Origin of the sequence: Roseateles sp. DAIF2, from assembly GCF_015624425.1 — a bacterium.
GTDB lineage: Bacteria > Pseudomonadota > Gammaproteobacteria > Burkholderiales > Burkholderiaceae_C > Kinneretia.
In genome coordinates, this window is record NZ_CP049919.1 from 2,056,746 (window position 1) to 2,073,483 (window position 16,738).

General features: G+C 71.2%; 10 protein-coding genes. 4 read left to right on the plus strand and 6 right to left on the minus strand.

Annotation, left to right across the window (positions count from 1 at the left end):
- The first annotated feature begins 1 nt into the window (after position 1).
- The 3 genes from G8A07_RS09515 to G8A07_RS09525 are packed head-to-tail and all read left to right on the plus strand — an operon-like array spanning position 2 to position 2,730.
- A complete protein-coding gene (locus G8A07_RS09515; RefSeq protein ID WP_195797687.1) occupies positions 2-715 on the plus strand; it encodes an RNA polymerase sigma factor FliA in 714 nt (237 codons plus the stop codon).
- A 41-nt stretch (positions 716-756) separates the two neighbouring features.
- The gene (locus G8A07_RS09520) at positions 757-2,127 is read left to right on the plus strand and encodes a methyl-accepting chemotaxis protein (protein WP_195796775.1); all 1,371 of its coding nucleotides are present in this window, start codon (positions 757-759) and stop codon (positions 2,125-2,127) included.
- A 30-nt stretch (positions 2,128-2,157) separates the two neighbouring features.
- Positions 2,158-2,730, plus strand: a complete 573-nt coding sequence (locus tag G8A07_RS09525; RefSeq protein ID WP_195796776.1) for a GNAT family N-acetyltransferase — start codon at positions 2,158-2,160, stop codon at positions 2,728-2,730.
- 44 nt (positions 2,731-2,774) lie between these two features.
- Here G8A07_RS09525 and G8A07_RS09530 read toward each other — a convergent pair whose 3' ends face one another.
- From G8A07_RS09530 to G8A07_RS09545, 4 genes are all read right to left on the minus strand, one after another.
- Positions 2,775-3,977 carry a vanadium-dependent haloperoxidase gene (locus G8A07_RS09530; protein ID WP_195796777.1) on the minus strand — a complete coding sequence of 401 codons (1,203 nt, stop codon included), beginning with the start codon at positions 3,975-3,977 and terminating at the stop codon, positions 2,775-2,777.
- 90 nt (positions 3,978-4,067) lie between these two features.
- Positions 4,068-5,957 (minus strand): diguanylate cyclase, encoded by a 1,890-nt coding sequence (locus G8A07_RS09535; protein ID WP_195796778.1) that lies wholly within the window; start codon positions 5,955-5,957, stop codon positions 4,068-4,070.
- Positions 5,957-8,203: a bifunctional diguanylate cyclase/phosphodiesterase gene (locus G8A07_RS09540; protein ID WP_195796779.1), complete on the minus strand. Its 2,247-nt coding sequence runs from the start codon at positions 8,201-8,203 to the stop codon at positions 5,957-5,959. The genes G8A07_RS09535 and G8A07_RS09540 overlap by 1 nt, the downstream gene beginning before the upstream one ends.
- Positions 8,203-10,635: a PAS domain-containing hybrid sensor histidine kinase/response regulator gene (locus G8A07_RS09545; RefSeq protein WP_195796780.1), complete on the minus strand. Its 2,433-nt coding sequence runs from the start codon at positions 10,633-10,635 to the stop codon at positions 8,203-8,205. The genes G8A07_RS09540 and G8A07_RS09545 overlap by 1 nt, the downstream gene beginning before the upstream one ends.
- A gap of 111 nt (positions 10,636-10,746) precedes the next feature.
- On the opposite strand from G8A07_RS09545, the gene G8A07_RS09550 reads away from it, so the two are divergent.
- A complete protein-coding gene (locus G8A07_RS09550; RefSeq protein WP_195796781.1) occupies positions 10,747-12,417 on the plus strand; it encodes an ATP-binding protein in 1,671 nt (556 codons plus the stop codon).
- Between the two features lie 10 nt (positions 12,418-12,427).
- Here G8A07_RS09550 and G8A07_RS09555 read toward each other — a convergent pair whose 3' ends face one another.
- The gene (locus G8A07_RS09555) at positions 12,428-13,018 is read right to left on the minus strand and encodes an ANTAR domain-containing response regulator (RefSeq protein WP_195796782.1); all 591 of its coding nucleotides are present in this window, start codon (positions 13,016-13,018) and stop codon (positions 12,428-12,430) included.
- Between the two features lie 52 nt (positions 13,019-13,070).
- A complete protein-coding gene (locus tag G8A07_RS09560; protein ID WP_195796783.1) occupies positions 13,071-16,727 on the minus strand; it encodes a PAS domain S-box protein in 3,657 nt (1,218 codons plus the stop codon).
- Positions 16,728-16,738 lie beyond the last annotated feature (11 nt).

Genomic DNA, 16,738 nt, shown 5'->3' on the forward strand with positions numbered 1-16,738 from the left:
GATGTATACCGCCAAAGGTCGCCTCGACAACTCCTCCCTGATCAAGCAGTACAGCCCGCTGGTGCGCCGACTGGCCCATCAGATGATCGCGAAGCTGCCGGCCAACGTCGAAATCGACGACCTGATCCAGGTCGGTCTGATCGGCCTGACCGACGCGCTGTCGCGCTTCGACACCGGCCAGGGCGTGCAGTTCGAGACCTTCGCGACCCAGCGCATCCGCGGCGCGATGCTCGACGAGCTGCGCGGCGGCGACTGGATGAGCCGCGGCACGCGGCGCCAGCAGCGCGAGATCGAGGCCGCGGTGCACAAGCTGGAGCAGAAGCTCGGCCGCGCCCCGCACGAGAGCGAGATCGCCGCCCAGATGGGCATCGGCCTGGCCGAATACCAGGAGCTGCTCGGCAAGGTGCGCGGCACCCAGCTGGTGCACCTGGAGGACATGAGCGGCGACGAGGGCGACGAGGACTATCTCGACCGCCATGTCGCCGACGAGGGCAGCAACCCCTCGTCCCTGCTGCAGGACCAGCGCATGCGCGAGGCCCTGGTGGCCGCGATCAAGAACCTGCCCGAGCGCGAGCAGTACGTGATGAGCATGTACTACGAGCACGACATGAATCTCAAGGAGATCGCGGCCGTGCTGAAGGTCACCGAATCGCGCGTGTGCCAGCTGCACAGTCAGTCTATTGCAAGGCTGCGCGTTAAGCTGAGGGACTGGTAAGACAAGAGCCGCCCCGACTGCCTGGCGGCCGGAGGGGACTCATGCTGAACTGGACCAGGCGCCCCGCGGCGGGCGCCGAAGCGGCTCTGCCATCATCATCGCCATCGCAGCCGAGCGGCGCGAACGGCCTGGAGGTGATCAAGCGCCTGTCGCGCTCGGTCTCGGGCCTGGGGCGCGACGCTGCCGAGGTGCGCGGCGTGCTGGAAGACACGCAGAAGATCGTCGAGGCCCAGGGCCAGGCGATGCAGGCGCTGTCGGGCCAGCTCGGTGAGGTGCAGCGCGCCCAGGGCCATATCTTCGATGCCACCCGGCAGACCCGCGAGGCGGTGGCGAGCGCGCGCGGCGCGCTGGCCGGCGTCGGCGCCGAGGTCGGCGGCATCGTCGCCACCCTGCGCGAGGTCTCGGCCGCGGCCGGCGAGATCACCCAGATCGCGCTGCAGACCCGGCTGGTCGCCTTCAACGCGTCGGTCGAGGCCAAGCGCGCCGGGGAGGCCGGGCGCGGCTTCGGCGTCGTCGCCGATGCGGTCAAGGACCTGGCGGCCAAGGTCGAGGCCTCGTCCAAATCCATCATCGGCTCGATCAACGCGCTCGACGCGCGGGTCGACAACTTCAGCCGCGAGCTGGCCAGCGATGGAAGTGGCGGCGCGGGCAAGAGCGGTAGCAGCAGCATCCATGCGGCCTTCGCCGCGGTCGAGACCGATGTCGGCCTGATCTCGGCCTCGGCCGAGCAGAGCCGCGCGACCACGGCCAGCCTGAACGAACGCGCCGCCGAGCTGGAGGGCGAGGTGCGCCAGGCGGTGGCCGGGCTGGCCAAGGCCTTTGCGGTCAGCGACAAGTTCCTGCGCCTGTCGGAGGAGCTGATCGAGCAGATCGCCGAGAGCGGCATCGAGGTCGATGATTCGCCCTACATCCGCGGCGCCCAGCAGGCCGCCTCGGAGATCGGCGCGTTGCTGGAGCACGCGCTGCGCGAGGGCCGGATCCGGCCGGAGCAGTTGTTCGACGAGCGCTACCAGCCGCTGGCCGGCAGCAATCCGCCGCAACACCTGACCCCCTTCAGCGAGCTGGCCGACCGCCTGTTCCCGGCGGTGCAGGAGCGCATGCTGGCCCTGAGCGACAAGGTCGTGTTCTGCATCGCGGTGGACCGCAACGGCTATGTGCCGACCCACAACCGCAAGTACTGCCAGCCCCAACGCGCGGGCGACGTGGTCTGGAACACCGCCAACAGCCGCTATCGCCGCATCTTCAACGACCGCACCGGCCTGGCCTCGGCGCGCAACCAGCGGCCCTTCCTGCTGCAGACCTACCGCCGCGACATGGGCGGCGGCCGCTTCGTGCTGCTGAAAGAAGCTTCGGCGCCGATCATGGTCAGCGGGCGGCATTGGGGTGGGCTGCGGCTGGCGTTCAATTTCTGAGCCGGGCCGGAGGTCTGCCGCGGACGTCAATTGGCTGAAAACCCCGTGCCATCGACCTCATTCCCCACCGCCGTCCCGGAACTCCTCGCGGATGAGGCGCGCCTGCGCGCACTCACCGAGACGGACATCCCGGGCTGGTTCGAGCGAGCCACCGATGCCGAGTCGGCCGACCTGGCCGGCGATCCGGTGCCGCGGTCGATCGACGAGGGCATCCTCTGGCTGCAGCGGCAGCGCGATCGCTTCGGCAGCGGGCGCGGCATCCGCTGGGCCATCGTTCCGGCCGGGAGCGATGTCAGCGTCGGAACGGTGAGCCTATCGTTCCCCGCGGTCGGCGGGGACGCGGCGGAACTCGGAATCGTCCTGGCCCGTCGACATTGGCGCCTAGGGCTCGGCGGCGTGGCGGTGTCCCTGGTCAGCCGGTATGCGTTCAGCGTGCTCGGCCTGACCGAGATCCATGCCGAGGTGCTCCGCCGCAATACCGCCTCGATCCGCCTGCTGGAGCGGAGCGGTTTCCTTCTGGCCGGCGTGAAGCCGCCGACGGCCGATGAGCCCGAGGAACTGCTGGCCTATGTGCTGTCGGCGCCCGCACCCGGTGAGGACTGAGCGTTCTCAGGTCCTCGGTGGCGCAGGGGACAAACGGTCGGCCGTCAGTCGATCTTCTTCATCGCGCGTTGCACCGCCAGTTCGCCCACCCGGCGGCCGAGGGCCGTGCCATGCTCGTCGGCCGTTCGCGTGTGGATGCCGGCCCAGATGCGGGCGTTTTCGATCTCGGTCGCGGCCTGCGAGAAGCTCGTGAAGTGGCGCGTCAAGGCGCCGCCGAAGGTGGCGCTGAAGGGCACGCCGTCGTTGCCGAAGAGCAGCTGCAAGGAGCGTGACCAGGCGCCCGAGCTCACCGAATGCCCGGACACATAGTCCGGGTGCGGCGGTGTGTTGATCAGCGGCTCCCACTTCGGGTCGGGGTTGACGGCGGCGGCGCGGATCGCGCTCACCGGGCGCCAGGTGCCGACCTTGCGCTTGACCTCCCAGCCGGCGATCACCGCGTCCAGCGCCGCCATATTGATGACGGCGAAGATGCGCGCGTTCTCCGGCATCGTGCTGCCCTTGGCCGCCGCCGCGGCGCGGGCCGCGGCATTCCACATCTGGCCGCCATTGAGCAGGGTGAAGATCGCCGCGGCCGTCTGGTCGGCGCTGCGCTCGGTCGAATCCCGCCGGCCCAGGCGGCGCACCTCGTCGAGCTCCTTCGCGTACTGCGCACTGTCCACCGCCAGCGGGCCGGGGGCCGTCACTTCGGTCGAGGACTTCAGGAAGAAGGGCTTGACCTCTGCCCAAAAGACCGAGGCGAAGGGCCCCATGGACGGCGGCGCCGGTTGCCAGCTGCCCGCACCGGTGGACGGGGTATAGGCGACGCGCCCGTTCCAGCCGTCGCCGCTGCGCATCGCGACGCATTGCTCGGCGACCAGCCGGCCGAACGCGCTGCCGCTGCTCTTGGCCTCGCCGTCCGGCAGCTTGGCCAGCGAGGCCTGCAGCGCGGCATCGAGCGCGGGTTTCTGCTGCGGGTAGACCGACAGCAACACCCCATGCGCCGCCGCCGCGGCGGCGGCCTCGGCGGAAGCGCCGACCGGTGCCGGCGGCATCGGGTTCATATAGGGCTGGTAGCCGCGCGTCACCGCGCTGACCGCATCGAACATCGCGACATGCGTCATCGCCAGGGTGCGCATCTCGATCTGCGGCGGGCTGGACAGGGTCAGGCCCAGGGCCGTGACGTTCCAGTCGGTGATGACATCGGCAGGCGCAGCCCCTGGCAGCAGCAGCGCACCCAGGACCAACAGCGGGGTGGTGGAAAAGCGCATGGACTTCTCCTCGGCAAGCGACGACGTGAACGACTATAGGCGCCAGCCCCGTCAGGGCAACACCTAGGTCATTGCCCCTGCCATCCCGCCTCAGGGCGCGATGCAGGCCTTGTTCTTCCCCGTGTGCTTCGCCTCATACAGCGCCACATCGGCCCGGTCCAGCGCGGCCTCCAGCGTCTCGCCGGGGCGGTAGACCGTGACGCCGGCCGAGAAGGTGACGAACACGTCCTTGCCCTCGTGCATGAACAGGGCCTTGGAGAGCGAGCGCTGCAGCCGCGTCAGCACGGCCTGGGCCTCGTCCACCGGGGTGCGCGGCAGCATCAGCACGAACTCCTCGCCGCCGTAGCGCGCCATCATGTCGCCCGGACGCAAGAGGGCCGAGACCTGGCTGGCCAGCGACTTCAGCGCCTCGTCCCCGGCCGCATGGCCCAGGGTGTCGTTGAGCTTCTTGAAGTTGTCGATGTCCAGCAGCGCCAGTGCGAGCCGGCTGTCGTCGCGCTCCTGCTTGGCCTGCTCGATGCCGAAGGCCGCGATCAGGCCGCGCCGGTTCGCGATCTGGGTCAGCTGGTCGGTCTGCACCTCGTCGGAGAGGCGCTTGAGCTCGCCCTCCAGATGCGACACCCGCTCGTTCAGCGCGCTGGCGCGCTCATGCTCGGTGGAGAGCCGCTGCTGGGTCTGGCGCACCAGGGCCTGCACGCTGCGGCTTTCTTCCACCATCTCGCGCACCACGCCGGTCAGACTTTCCAGCGAATCGGCCTTCTCGATCACCTCGGCATAGCGGCCGACGCTGTCCTGGAAACGGTCGGTATGGGCTCCCAGCTCGCCCAGCTCGGCCAGCATCTTGTGGATCAGCGACTTCAGCGAGTCGCGCGCCCGGCTGCGCTCCTCGCGCAGGCTGCGCTGGCGCTCGCGCGTGTTGTTCAGCAGCTCGGAGACCGAGCGCACGCCGCGCGCCGACAGGCCCAGCTCCAGGGTGTTGTTCATCGCCTCGCATTGGCCGCGCGCCCAGGAATCGTCCTCGGACAGGTCGACCAGGCTGGCGCTCAGCTCGCGGCACAGGCCGCCCAGCTCGCCGAACAGATGCTGGCGATGGTCCAGCAGGCGGCGCGCGCGCTGGCACAGGGCCTCCATCGCCGCGGCCTGCGGGGCGTCGGCGCCGCGGCCGCGCAGCGCGGCCTGGGCCGCCTGCAGCTCGGCCAGCAGCTCGCCGGCGACGCTGTCGCCGGCCTCTTCCGGTGCGCGCAGCGCATGCTCGACCGTGCCCTCCAGGCTGGTCTCGATCGCGATCCAGTGCAGCGGTGCTTGCCCCGAGGCGCCGGCCGGCGCGGCGCTGGGCAGGGCCGCGGCGGTCTGCTCCAGATCGGCCGCGAACTCGCTTTCGCTGAAGAACTGGCTGGGCGTGCCGCCCGGCTCCTCGGCCTCGGCGCTAGCATCGAACTGGGTGTCGATGCTGGCGTCGGCCACATCGCCGTCCCAGTTCTGCAGCAGCTGGCCGAGCCGGTTCAAGAGGCGCTGCGGGTCGCTGCGGTTGCTGGACAGCACGCGCTGCAGCCCGTCTTTCTTGCGCGCGACGGTCCATTGCCGGCCGCCGCGCTCCAGGCCACGCACCAGGCGCTCGAGCATGCCGGCCATCGCCTCGGCCTGTGCGCCCGGGCCTTCGCTGGCCTGCAGCTTCTCAAGCCGGCGCAGCGCCTCGTCCCAGCGCGACTCGCGTACCAGGCCGGCGATCTCCAGCCTTGTCTGGCCGTCACCGATGCCCAGCGCCATCAGCTTGTTGATCAGGGTCTGGGTGCGTTCGGACAGGGCATCCGCAGCCGGCGTGGCGGCCACGGGCACCGCGCTGCCGGATTCGGCGGCATAGGCGGCGGCGTAGTTCTCGGGGGTCGGTTCCTGCTTGGACAGGGCCAGGCGGTGCAGCGCGGCCTTGGCCACCTGGGCCGGCGGCAGGCCGGCCGGGCGTGACGGGGGCGTGGCGCTCATCAGCGCAGGACGCCGCTGGGGCGGGCGCTGCCGGGCTGGGGAGGCTGGCCGGGCTCGGCGTTGGCCTGGGCGATCCAGGGCGCCTTGCGCGGCAGCACGGTTTGCGCGATCCAGCGCTCCAGGTCATCGGGCGGCAGAGGCTTGCTGAACAGGAAGCCCTGCATCACCGAGCAGCCCAGGCGGTGCAGCACCTCCATCTGGCGCAGGGTCTCGACGCCCTCGGCCACCACGCGCAGGCCCAGCGAGCGGGCCAGCGCGATGATCGCGGTGACGACGGCCGAGCTCTGCGGCGTGATGCCCAGGTCGCGCACGAAGCTGCGGTCGATCTTGACCTCCGAGATCGGCAGGGTGGTCAGATAGGCCAGCGAGGAATAGCCGGTGCCGAAGTCGTCGATCGAGATCTCGACGCCGACCTCGTTGAGGCGGTGCAGCGAGGGGATCACGTTCTGCAGGTCCTTCATCAGGCCGGTCTCGGTGATCTCCAGCTGGATCGCGCGGTGCGGCACGCCATAGGCGCTGACGCATTGATGGATATGCTCGACCAGGTCGGAGCGCTCGAACAGCCGGTTGGGCAGGTTCACCGCGATCGAGTCGGAGAAGCCGAAGTTCAGCTGCCAGACCTTGGCCTGGCGCGCCGCCTCTCTCAAGGCCCATTCCGACAGCGGCACGATCAGGCCGGTCTCCTCGGCCAGCGGGATGAAGTCGCCCGGCGGCACCAGGGTGTTGCCGCGCTGCCAGCGCATCAGCGCCTCGGCGCCGACCATGCGGGCGCCGCGCACATCGATCTTGGGCTGGTAATGCAGCACCAGCTCGCCGCGCTCGATCGCCTTGTGCAGCGCGCTTTCCAGCTCCAGGTTCTCGCGGCCGCGGCCGGCCAGCTGCGGGCTGTACAGCGCCGAGGCGTTGCGGCCCTGGCTCTTGACCGCGTACATCGCGACGTCGGAGTTGCGCAGCAGGTCGGCCATCGTCAGGCCGTCGCGCGGATAGATCGCGATGCCGACGCTGGCGGTGACGAAGCATTCCTGGCCGGCGATGAAGATCGGCTCGCGCAGCGCCTCCAGCACGCGCTGGGCGACGCGCTCGGCATCGCGCTCGTCGATCACCTCGGGCAATAGGGCCACGAACTCGTCGCCGCCCAGGCGGCCCACGGCCTCCAGGGTGCGGTGCGAACGCCCGCCGACCGATTCCAGCATGCCCTCGATCACCTGGTCCGAATGGCGCACGCAGCCGCGCAGGCGCCGGCCGACCTCGATCAGCAGCTCGTCGCCGGCGGCATGGCCCAGGGTGTCGTTGATGACCTTGAAGCGGTCCAGGTCGATCAGCAGCAGGCCGACCTCATGGCCCATGCGGCGCGCCTGCTCGATCGCGCGCTCGGTGCGCCAGATCAGCTGGCGGCGGTTCGGCAGGCCGGTCAGCGCGTCGAAATTGGCGAGCTGGCGGATGCGGTCCTCGGCCATGCGTCGGTCGGTCACGTCCTGCAGCACGCCGGTATAGCCGCTGGCATTGCCATGCTCGTTGAACTCGGGCTCGGCCTCGATGTGGATGACGCGCTGGCGCCCGTCCAGCAGGGTCACCGACAGGTCGGTCACCAGCACCGAGTTGTGCGCGATCACGTCGCGCAGCAGATGCAGGAAGAGCTTGCGCTCCTCGCGCGGCACCATGCGCATCGCGCCGATGAAGTCCAGGCTCTCGTGGTTGCCCAGGCCGAACACGCGCAGCGCCTCGGCCGCCAGGGTGAAGCCGCCCGAGCCGCGGTGCCATTCGAAGCTGCCCATGCGGGCCAGGTCCTGCGCGCGCGCCAGGCGCGCCTTGCTGCGCTCCAGCTCGATGCGGGTGCGCGAGCTGCGCAGCAGGTAGCGCAGGCGCCCGGCCAGCAGGCTCCACTGGGTGGACTTGACGAAGAAGTCGGTCGCGCCGACCTGGTAGGCGCGGGTGATCGAGGCCTCGTCGTCCAGGCCGGTCAGCATCAGCACCGGGGTCGACTCGAAGCCGGGCAGGGCGCGCAGCCGGGTGCAGGTGTCGAAGCCATCCAGCTCCGGCATCATCGCGTCCAGCACGATCATGTCCGGGCTCCATTCGGCCATCATGCGCAGCGCCTCTTCGCCGCCGGTGGCCTCGGTGATGTCGAAGCCGCGTTCGCGCAGCGCGATCGCGGTCAGGAGCAGGTTGACCTCGTCATCGTCCACCAGCAGCACGCGGGGCTGTTCGGGCAGATCGCTGTCCAGGTTTTGACTTGCAGCTGTCATCAGGGGTTTGCCAGTAGCTCTTTCAGGGCTTCGCGCACCAGCGCGACCTCATCATGCATGCCGTCCAGCAGGATGTCCAAACCTTCCGTTTGGCCTTGGCGTGCCATCGTCTCGATTTCGGCACAACGCTGCGAAAGCTTCAATGCTCCGAGGCTGGCCGACGAAGATTTTAGGGTGTGGGACACATGGCGAATCGCGGCCAGGTCCAGGCCATGTTCGCCGCCGGCGCGGGCCTGCTCCAGATCGGGCAGCAGCCGGTCCAGCGATTTCAGGAAGGCCGCCACCACGCGTTCCAGCAGCTGGTTGCTGCCGCCGGGATCGAGCTCGCGCAGGCGCGCGATCGCCTCGGGTTCGAGCAGGGGGCCGGCGGGCGCCGCGGCGGGTGGGGTGGACTGGGGTGGCATGGCGGTTCCATCGGGCGCCGGCTGGCCTTCGGCCGGGCCCGGGCGCCCCGTGTTTGTTATCTCGCTATTCTCGACCGGGATGCGACGCGTCAGCAGGTCCCGCAACTGGCCGAGGTTAAATGGTTTGGGCAAATAGTCATCGAAACCATGGCGGCGCAGGCGCCGCTCGTCGCCGCCCAGCGCGTTGGCGGTGACCGCGACGACCGGCGTGGCCGGGCCGCAGACGAAGGGCAGGGCCGGGCTGGCGCCGCGCCGGAACAGCGACAGCGCCTGCATGCCGTCCATGCCGGGCATGTGGATGTCCATCATCACCAAGTCGAAGCTCTGCTCGCACATCGCCTGCAGGCCACTGCTGGCATCCGGGCAGACCCGCACCCGGCAGCCCAGCCGGGCCAGCATCTCGGCGCTAACCTGCTGGTTCACCGGGTTGTCCTCGACCACCAGGATCCAGGGCGGTTCACGCTGTGCCTGATCCGCCCGGGCCGGCCGGTCCGGCGCGCCGTCCAGCGGCAGGTTGAGGGTGAAGACCGAGCCCTGCTGCGGCCGGCTTTCGCCCTCCAGGGTGCCGCCCATCAGCCGCGCCAGTTCGCTGGCCAGGGCCAGGCCCAGGCCGGTGCCGCCATGGCGGCGAGACAGGCTGGCATTGCCCTGGGTGAAGGGCTTCAGCAGGCGTGGCAGCTCGGCCGCGTCCAGGCCAATGCCGGTGTCGCAGACGCGAAACAGCAGCCTCTCGCCGCGCCGTTCCAGCTCCAGCCGCACCTCGCCCTGTTCGGTGAACTTCAGCGCATTGGCCAGCAGCTCGTCCAGCACCTGGCGGATGCGCCGCGCATCGCCGCGGGCCTCGCTGGGAGCCGCGTCGGGCAGCAGGCGCAGCGCCAGGCCCTTGGCGCCGGCGCGCGCCTCGAAGCTGCGCAGGCAGTCGTCGGCCAGCGCGGCCGGATCGAAGGCGGCGGACTCCAGGCGCAGATGGCCGGCCTGGGCGCTGGCGAAATCCAGCACCTCGTCGACCAGGTCCAGCAGCTCCTGCGCCGAGTGGTAGGCGGCTTCGGCGAAGCGGCGCTGGGCGGGGGCCAACTCGGTGCCCAGCAGTAGCTCGGTCATGCCCAGCATGCCGTTCAGCGGGGTGCGGATCTCATGGCTCATATTGGCCATGAACTCGCTCTTGGCCTGGCTCGCGGCCTCGGCCTGGTCGCGCGCCAGCGCCAGCTCGCGATGGCGCTGGTGCTCGTCGCTGATGTCGGCCAGGATGCCGTAGACCAGGGCCTGGCCGTTCGGATGCACCTGCGGCCGGCAGCGCAGCCGCATCCAGCGCAGGCCCTTGCTCGGGTGCTGGATGCGCAGCACCATGTCGCTGGCCTCGCCCTGGGCCTGGGCGGCCAGGCGGCGCGCATACAGCGGCCGGTCCTCGGGATGGATGCGCTGCTCGAACAGGCGCGGGCCCTGGGCCAGGTCCAGGGTCGACAGGCCCAGCAGGTCCAGCAGCAGCGGCGAGCTGAAATGCAGGCGGTCCCAGTCCGGCGTGGTGACGAACAGGCATTCGCTGACCGCCTCGGTGACCTCGCGAAAGCGCGTATCGCTTTCCTGCAGCGCGCGCTCCAGCTGGCGCTGCGCGCTGCCGTCCTGCAAGGTGACGACGCCGACCGGGCGGCGCAGGCCCGACCAGCGCACCAGGCTGCGCTGCAGGGTCAGCCAGCGCTGGCCCAGCGGCGTGGCGAGCCACAGGCCCTCGCGGGCCGCATGCCGGCCGGTCTCCAGCGCGCGCCAGCGCGGCGGCTGGCACAGTGCGGCCAGCGCCGCGGGCAGCAGCTCGCCGGCCGCGCGGCCCAGCAGCTGGGCGCGGCGCTGGCCCAGCAGGCGCTCGGCCTCGGCATTGACATGCAGCAGCCGGGTCTGCGAGGTCTCCATCACCAGCAGCGCCACCGGCAACTGGTCGGTCAGCGACTGCACATCGCCGGCCGCCAGCAGGGCGGGCCAGCCGGCCATCACATCGGAGGATGCATCGCCGTTGTCGTCGGGGGCCTCGGACATGGCCGTGCTCATAAGGTCGCCGTCAGGGCTTTCATCCAACGCTTATCGGCATCCGCGCAACGGACTTGAGCCTCGTTCTTGGCGCTGTGGCTCCTACATACAATGGCCGCCATGAACAGCCTCAGCGAAGCACGCCTCGCCTCACGCCGCTGGCCATGGATGGGCGCCGCCTTGCTGGTCCTGCTGCTCCTGGCGGCCTGGCTGCTATGGCCCGCCGGCGGGGCTTATGCCGCGCCGCTGCTGGCCGGGCTGTGCCTGGGCCTGCTGATGCTGGCGGTGGCCGGCATCGGCTGGCATGTGGGCGTGCGCCTGACGCGCCAGCGCCTGGGCGAATCGCTGCGCGAGGTGCGCGGCCAGCTGCAGCTGATGTCGCAACTGCAGAGCGACTGGCAATGGCAGACCGACGCGCAGCACCATCTGGTGCGTTGGCAGGCGCCGCAGGCCGCGCCGGCTTCGAGCTGGGTGGGCGTGGCGGCGACGCAGTCGCTGTGGGAGCGCTTCGCTCTGGTCGAGGGCCAGGAGGCCAGCCTGCTGCAGCGCCTGCAGGAGCGTGCGCCCTTCGCCGATGTGCTGGTCGAGGCGCGCCTCGAGGGCGGCGCGGCCGCGCAGTTCTCGGGCCGCTGGCTGCTGCGCGGCCAGGTCTGCCTGGATGGCTTCGGGCGTTTCCAGGGCTATCTGGGCACCGCGCGGCCGGTGCCGCGGCCCGCGCCCGAGGGCCAGCAGGCCGCTGGCCTGGCCCCGCCCGTGCCGGTGGCCAGCGACGAGCGCGACCATGGCTGGATCCAGTCCCTGCCGGGCCCGGCCTGGCTGGTGGCCGAGGCGAGCGGCGCGCATCCGCGTCTGCTGGAATTGAATGCCTCCGCGGCCCAGCTGATGGGGCGCCCGCCCGAGCAGTTGCGCGGCGAACCCTGGCGCGCCTGTCTGGACTGCCTGCCGGCCGAGGTGCGCGAGGCCGCCGCGGCGCCGACCGCGGCCTCGGGTCTGCCCTGTGGGCCCTGGTGGCTGTGCCTGACCGCGGTGGCGGGACGGCCGGGCCTGGCCCTGCTGAGCCTGTGGCCGCAGGGCGCGCCGGACACGGTGCCGGCGACCCTGGCGGTCGAAGCGGCCGAGGTGGCGCGCGCCGAGCATGAATCCTTCAGCTACACGGTCTCGCATGATCTGCGCGCGCCGCTGCGCGTGGTCGAGGGCTTCGCGCGTATCCTGAAGGAGGATTACGGCCGCCTGCTGGACCGCATCGGCAACGACCATCTGGACCGGGTGATGGGCGCGGCCGCGCGCATGAACAGCATGATCGACGCGCTGCTGTCGCTGACCCAGCTCAGCTCGCAGCCGCTGCAGCGCCAGACCGTCAACCTCTCGCAGCTGGCCACCCTGGTGATCGAGGAACTGCGCCGCAATGCACCGGAGCGCCGCGCGCTGGTGCAGATCGAGCCCGAGCTGCAGGTGCAGGGCGACCCGACCCTGCTGCGCATGGTGCTTGAGAACCTGCTGGGCAACGCCTGGAAGTACAGCAGCAAGACCGCGCACACCGAGATCCGCTTCGAGCGCCAGCAGCTCGGCGGCGAGCTGGTCTTCGTCGTCAGCGACAACGGCGCCGGCTTCGACATGCGCTTCGCCGAGCGCCTGTTCGGTGTGTTCCAGCGCCTGCACAGCGCCAGCGATTTCCAGGGCACCGGCGTCGGCCTGGCCTCGGTGCGCCGCATCGTGCACCGCCATGGCGGCGAGATCTGGGCCGAGTCGGAAGTCGGGCAGGGCGCCCGCTTCTTCTTTACGCTCGGCTGAACCGTCCGGCTTAGCGTCCGGGTAAAGCCAGCAGCTCGACCGCCTCGATCAGGCGCTGCGCCGAGTCCTGCAGCGGCCGGCCTTCCGAATCGGCCAGCTTCTGCAGGCGCGCCAGCGCCTCCTGGCGCGACAGCGAATAGCGGTGCATCAGCACCCCCACCGCCAGCGGCACGACCTGCTCCAGCAGGGCCTGGTCCGAGGGATTGGCGCGCGGCGCGGCCGGTGCGCGTTCGCCGCGCTTGGCGAAGGCGGCTTCCACCGCGGGCACGATCTGGTGGATGTCCAGCGGCTTGACCAGATAGGCCACCGCGCCGAGCTCCTTGACCTTGGCCACCGTGGCCTCGTCGGCGAAGGCCGACAGGAACATGAAGGGCACCTGCAGGTATTCGCGCAGATAGGCGGCGACGTCGAAGCCGCTCATGCCCTCCATGCGGATGTCCAGCAGAGCCAGCTCCGGGCGGTGCTCGCGCGCCAGCAGGATGGCGTCGTCGCCGTTGTCGGCATCGATGACCTCATAGCCCGCTTGCGCAAGGCCATGCGTCAGCGTGGCCAAGACCAGCCGATCATCATCGACGACGAGAATTTTGCCCTTTGTGCTCACCAGGAATGCTCCCTGCCCGCGCCACGCTTGTATGGCGCCATTCTCCCAGAACTCACAGGGGGGTCAGGAGGTTGACACTGGGCGGCAGCAGTTCCAGCAGGCACACGACCTGCTCGCCCTGCTGTTCCAGGCTCAGGATCGCGCTGCGCCGCGGCAGCAGCGCGCGCACCAGGCCCAGGCCGGAGACGCCGCCGGGCACCTTGCTGAGCTGGAATCCTTCCGGCAGACGGCCCTGGTTGACGATGCGCAGCGCCACATGGTTGTCGCCGCAGACCAGGGCGCATTGCGGCGCCTGGCCGCCGCCATGCTTGAAGGCATTGCCCAGCAGTTCGTTGAGCGTCAGCGCGATCGGGATCGACTCGGCCTCGGGCAGGGCCCATTGGTGCACCAGCTCGGCCTGCTCGCCCTCGATCGCCAGGGTGATCGGCTGGCCATGCAGGCGCTGCACCGAGCCGGTGATCGCCTCCACCACCTTGCGCACGCGCAGGGGCCCGGCCGAGCCGACCTGCAGGCCGTAGACCTGGGCGATCGCCTGCACCTGGCCGACGGCCTCACCGATCACGCCGGCCACCTCGGGGCGGCGCGCGGCGATCTGCTGCAGGAGGCCGGCCACGCCCTGCAGATTGTTCTTGATGCGGTGGTGCACCTCGCGCACCAGCAGCTCGCGCTGCGCGATCGCGGCGGCCAGGCGCGCTTCTTCTGCGGCGCGCTGCTCGGTCACGTCGCTGGCCACCAGCAGCAGCTGCTCGGGCTCGCTCGGCGCCTCGGGGTCGGCCGGGTCCTGCGCCGGCGCCAGGTGCAGCAGGCGTGCGTCCCAGACACGCGTCTGGCCATGCAGCTGCAGCCGGTATTCGCGCTGCGTCACTTCGGTGCTGAGCAGGGCCGATTCCATGTCGTTGCGCACCACCGGCCCCTGCTCGGCGCCGAACAGCTGCTCGGGGCTGGCGCCGATCAGCTCGGCCTCGGCGCGCCCGGCCAGCGCGGCCGCGGCCTGGTTGATCTGCTCGACCGCCAGGGTCTTCGCGTCGTGCAGGCTGATCGCCAGCGGCGCGGCCTCGATGATGCGTTGCAGCGAGGCCTGGGCCTGCTGGGTCTGGGCCTCGGCCTGGCGGCGCCGCTCGATGTCCAGCAGCGCATAGGTCAGCTGGCGGCCCGATTCCTCGATGCCGGTCACCACCGCATTGCCGACCACCCAGAACTCGCGCCCGTCGCGCGCCTTCAGCCGGCATTCGAAGGTCTCGGCCTGGCCCTCGGTCAGCTCGTCCAGGTAATGGGTGTGGCGGAAGGGGTGGTCCGGGTCGGGCGTCGCGACGATGCTCATCGGCTGGCCTGCGAAGGCGCTCAGGTCGCCGCCGAACATGCGCCGCGCCGAGCGGTTCATCCACTCGATGCCGCCGCGGCCGACGGTGACGATGCCGACCAGCACCGAATCCAGCACCGCGCGCTCGCGCTCGGTCTGCAGCATCAGCGACTGCTGGGCGCGCCAGCGGTCGTCGACGTTCACATAGGTGGCGATCACGCCCTCGTCGGGCGCGCCGGGCCGCATCACGCGCTTGCTGACCTGCATCCACAGGCTCGCGCCGTCGCGCCGGCGCAGCCGCCGCTCGCCCTTCCATTGACCCTGCTGGGCCAGCGCCTGCTGGATGGACTGCTGCAGACGCTCGTAATCGAACTCGCTGTCGAACAGGCGGCGGTGCTCCAGGCCGTTCAGCTCGGCGATGCGGTAGCCGCTCATCGCGGCCAGCGCCTCGTTGGCGCGCGCCACCTTGCCCTGGCGCAGGATCGCCATGCCGACATCGGACAGGTTGAACATCAGCTCGCGGTCCTGCACCAGCGCCTCCAGCTGGGTCTGCTGGGCCTTGAGCCGGCTGATGTCGCTGACCACGGCCACCGCCTCGTCGGCCGGACCTTGCACCTTGCGCAGGCTCAGCGACAGCCAGCGCGCCGTCGGCGCCTGGCTGCCGACCTGCACGAACTCGGCCTCGAACAGATGCTCGGCGCTGAGCTCGGCCAGCGCGGTCTGCACCTGCTGCGCCAGCTCGGGCAGCGCAGCGAACAGGGTCGCCACCGGCGTGCCGGCCGGGGTGGCGGCGGGCAGGCCCAGCATCTGCTCGAAACCCTCGTTGCAGCGCAGCAGCTGCTTGCCGCGCAGATAGGCCATGCCGACGCCGGAGCTGTCCATGATGGTGGAGAGCTCGCGCAGCAACTGTTCGTGGCGGCGCTCGGCCTGGGCCTGGGCGGTGACGTCCAGGGTCACGACCGAGGTGGTGCGCTGGCCCGAGGCCAGCTGGCCGGGCTCGACCCGGGTCAGCAGCCAGCGCCGGCCCAGCTCGGGATGGCGCACCGCGTAGCGCACCTCGACCCGGTCGCCGGTCTTCAGCGCGCGTTGCAGGCGCTCGAACTCGGGCAGCGAATCGGGCTCGACGATGTCGCGGCCGACGCCCTGCAGCCCGGCCAGCGCGCCCTTGGGCTTGGCGCCGCTGGCGCTGCCGCGCGGGCGCAGCCAGCCGGCGTCCTGCTGGAAGGTGGCCAGGCCGACGCCGGCGGTGTCCATCAGCGCGTCGAGCTGCTGGTGCGCCAGGTCGCGCTCCTGCTCCGAGCTGCGGTCGTCCAGCACCGCCATGTAGCGGCGCTGGCCCACCAGGCGCTGCAGCCGGCCGGCCAGCCAGCGGCTGCGGCCGCCGGGGTCGACCAGCTGGGCCTGGGTCAGCAGCGGCGGCGCGCCCTCGGCCTGCTCGCGCAGCGCCGGCAGCGGCCGGCCCTCGGCCGGGTCCCAGGCCAGCAGGCGCTGCAGCGCCGCGCCGGCCTCGTGCAGGCTGGCCGGCGCGGCCAGGCTCAGCGCGGCGAAGGCGGTGTTGGCGCGCAGCAGCAGGCCGTTGTCGTCGAACAGCACCATCGGCAGCGGGCTCAGCGCCAGCCATTGCTCGACCTCGGCCTGGGCCCGCTCGGCCTGGGCGCGCGCGGCCTGTTCGGGCGTGCGGTCCTGCAGCAGGCACAGGTTCAGCTCGGGCGTCAGCGCATGTACCAGGAGGCGCATGCCATGCTCGCGGCCCTCGGCATCGAGCAGGTGCAGCTCCTCGGGCAGCTGCACCGGGCGGGTCAGCGACCTGGCCAGCGCGCGGGTCGGGCGCGCGCCGCGCAGCGCCGCGCGCTCGTCGCTCGCCACCAGCTCGGCCAGCGACAGGTCGCGCAGCGCGGCGGCGTCGCGGCCGCAGAGTTCGGCGAAGGCGGGGTTGGCGCCCTGCAGGCGCAGTTGGCCGTCCAGCACGCAGGCCGGCAGGGCCGAGGCGGCGAACAGCTGCAGCCATTCGCCCTGCGCCGGTGCGCCGGCGAAAACGTTGTCAGCGCGTCCGTTCTGCGCACGCGCGTGCAGCAGCCAGCGCGCGCCGTCGCCGCTGGCGCTCCGGTCCAGCGGCAGCAGGTGCAATTGGGCGCGGCTGCCATCGGCCAGCGGCAGCGGCGGCGCGGCGGGCGGGCGACGTTCCTCCAGCAGCGCGGCGCAGGCCAGGCGCAGCCAGTCGCGCAGCGCGGCCTGGGGCAAGACCTGACCCGCGGCGGCCTGCAGCAGGGCCTTGGCAGGGGGGTTGGCCTCCAGCACCTGCAGGCCTTCGTCGAGCAGCAGGACCGGCTCGCCCAGCAGGGCCAGCAGGCCGTGCAGGGCGCTCAGATCGGACGAAAGCAGCGGCAGCTGGGCGGGTGTCTTGGGCATTACGCCCGCAG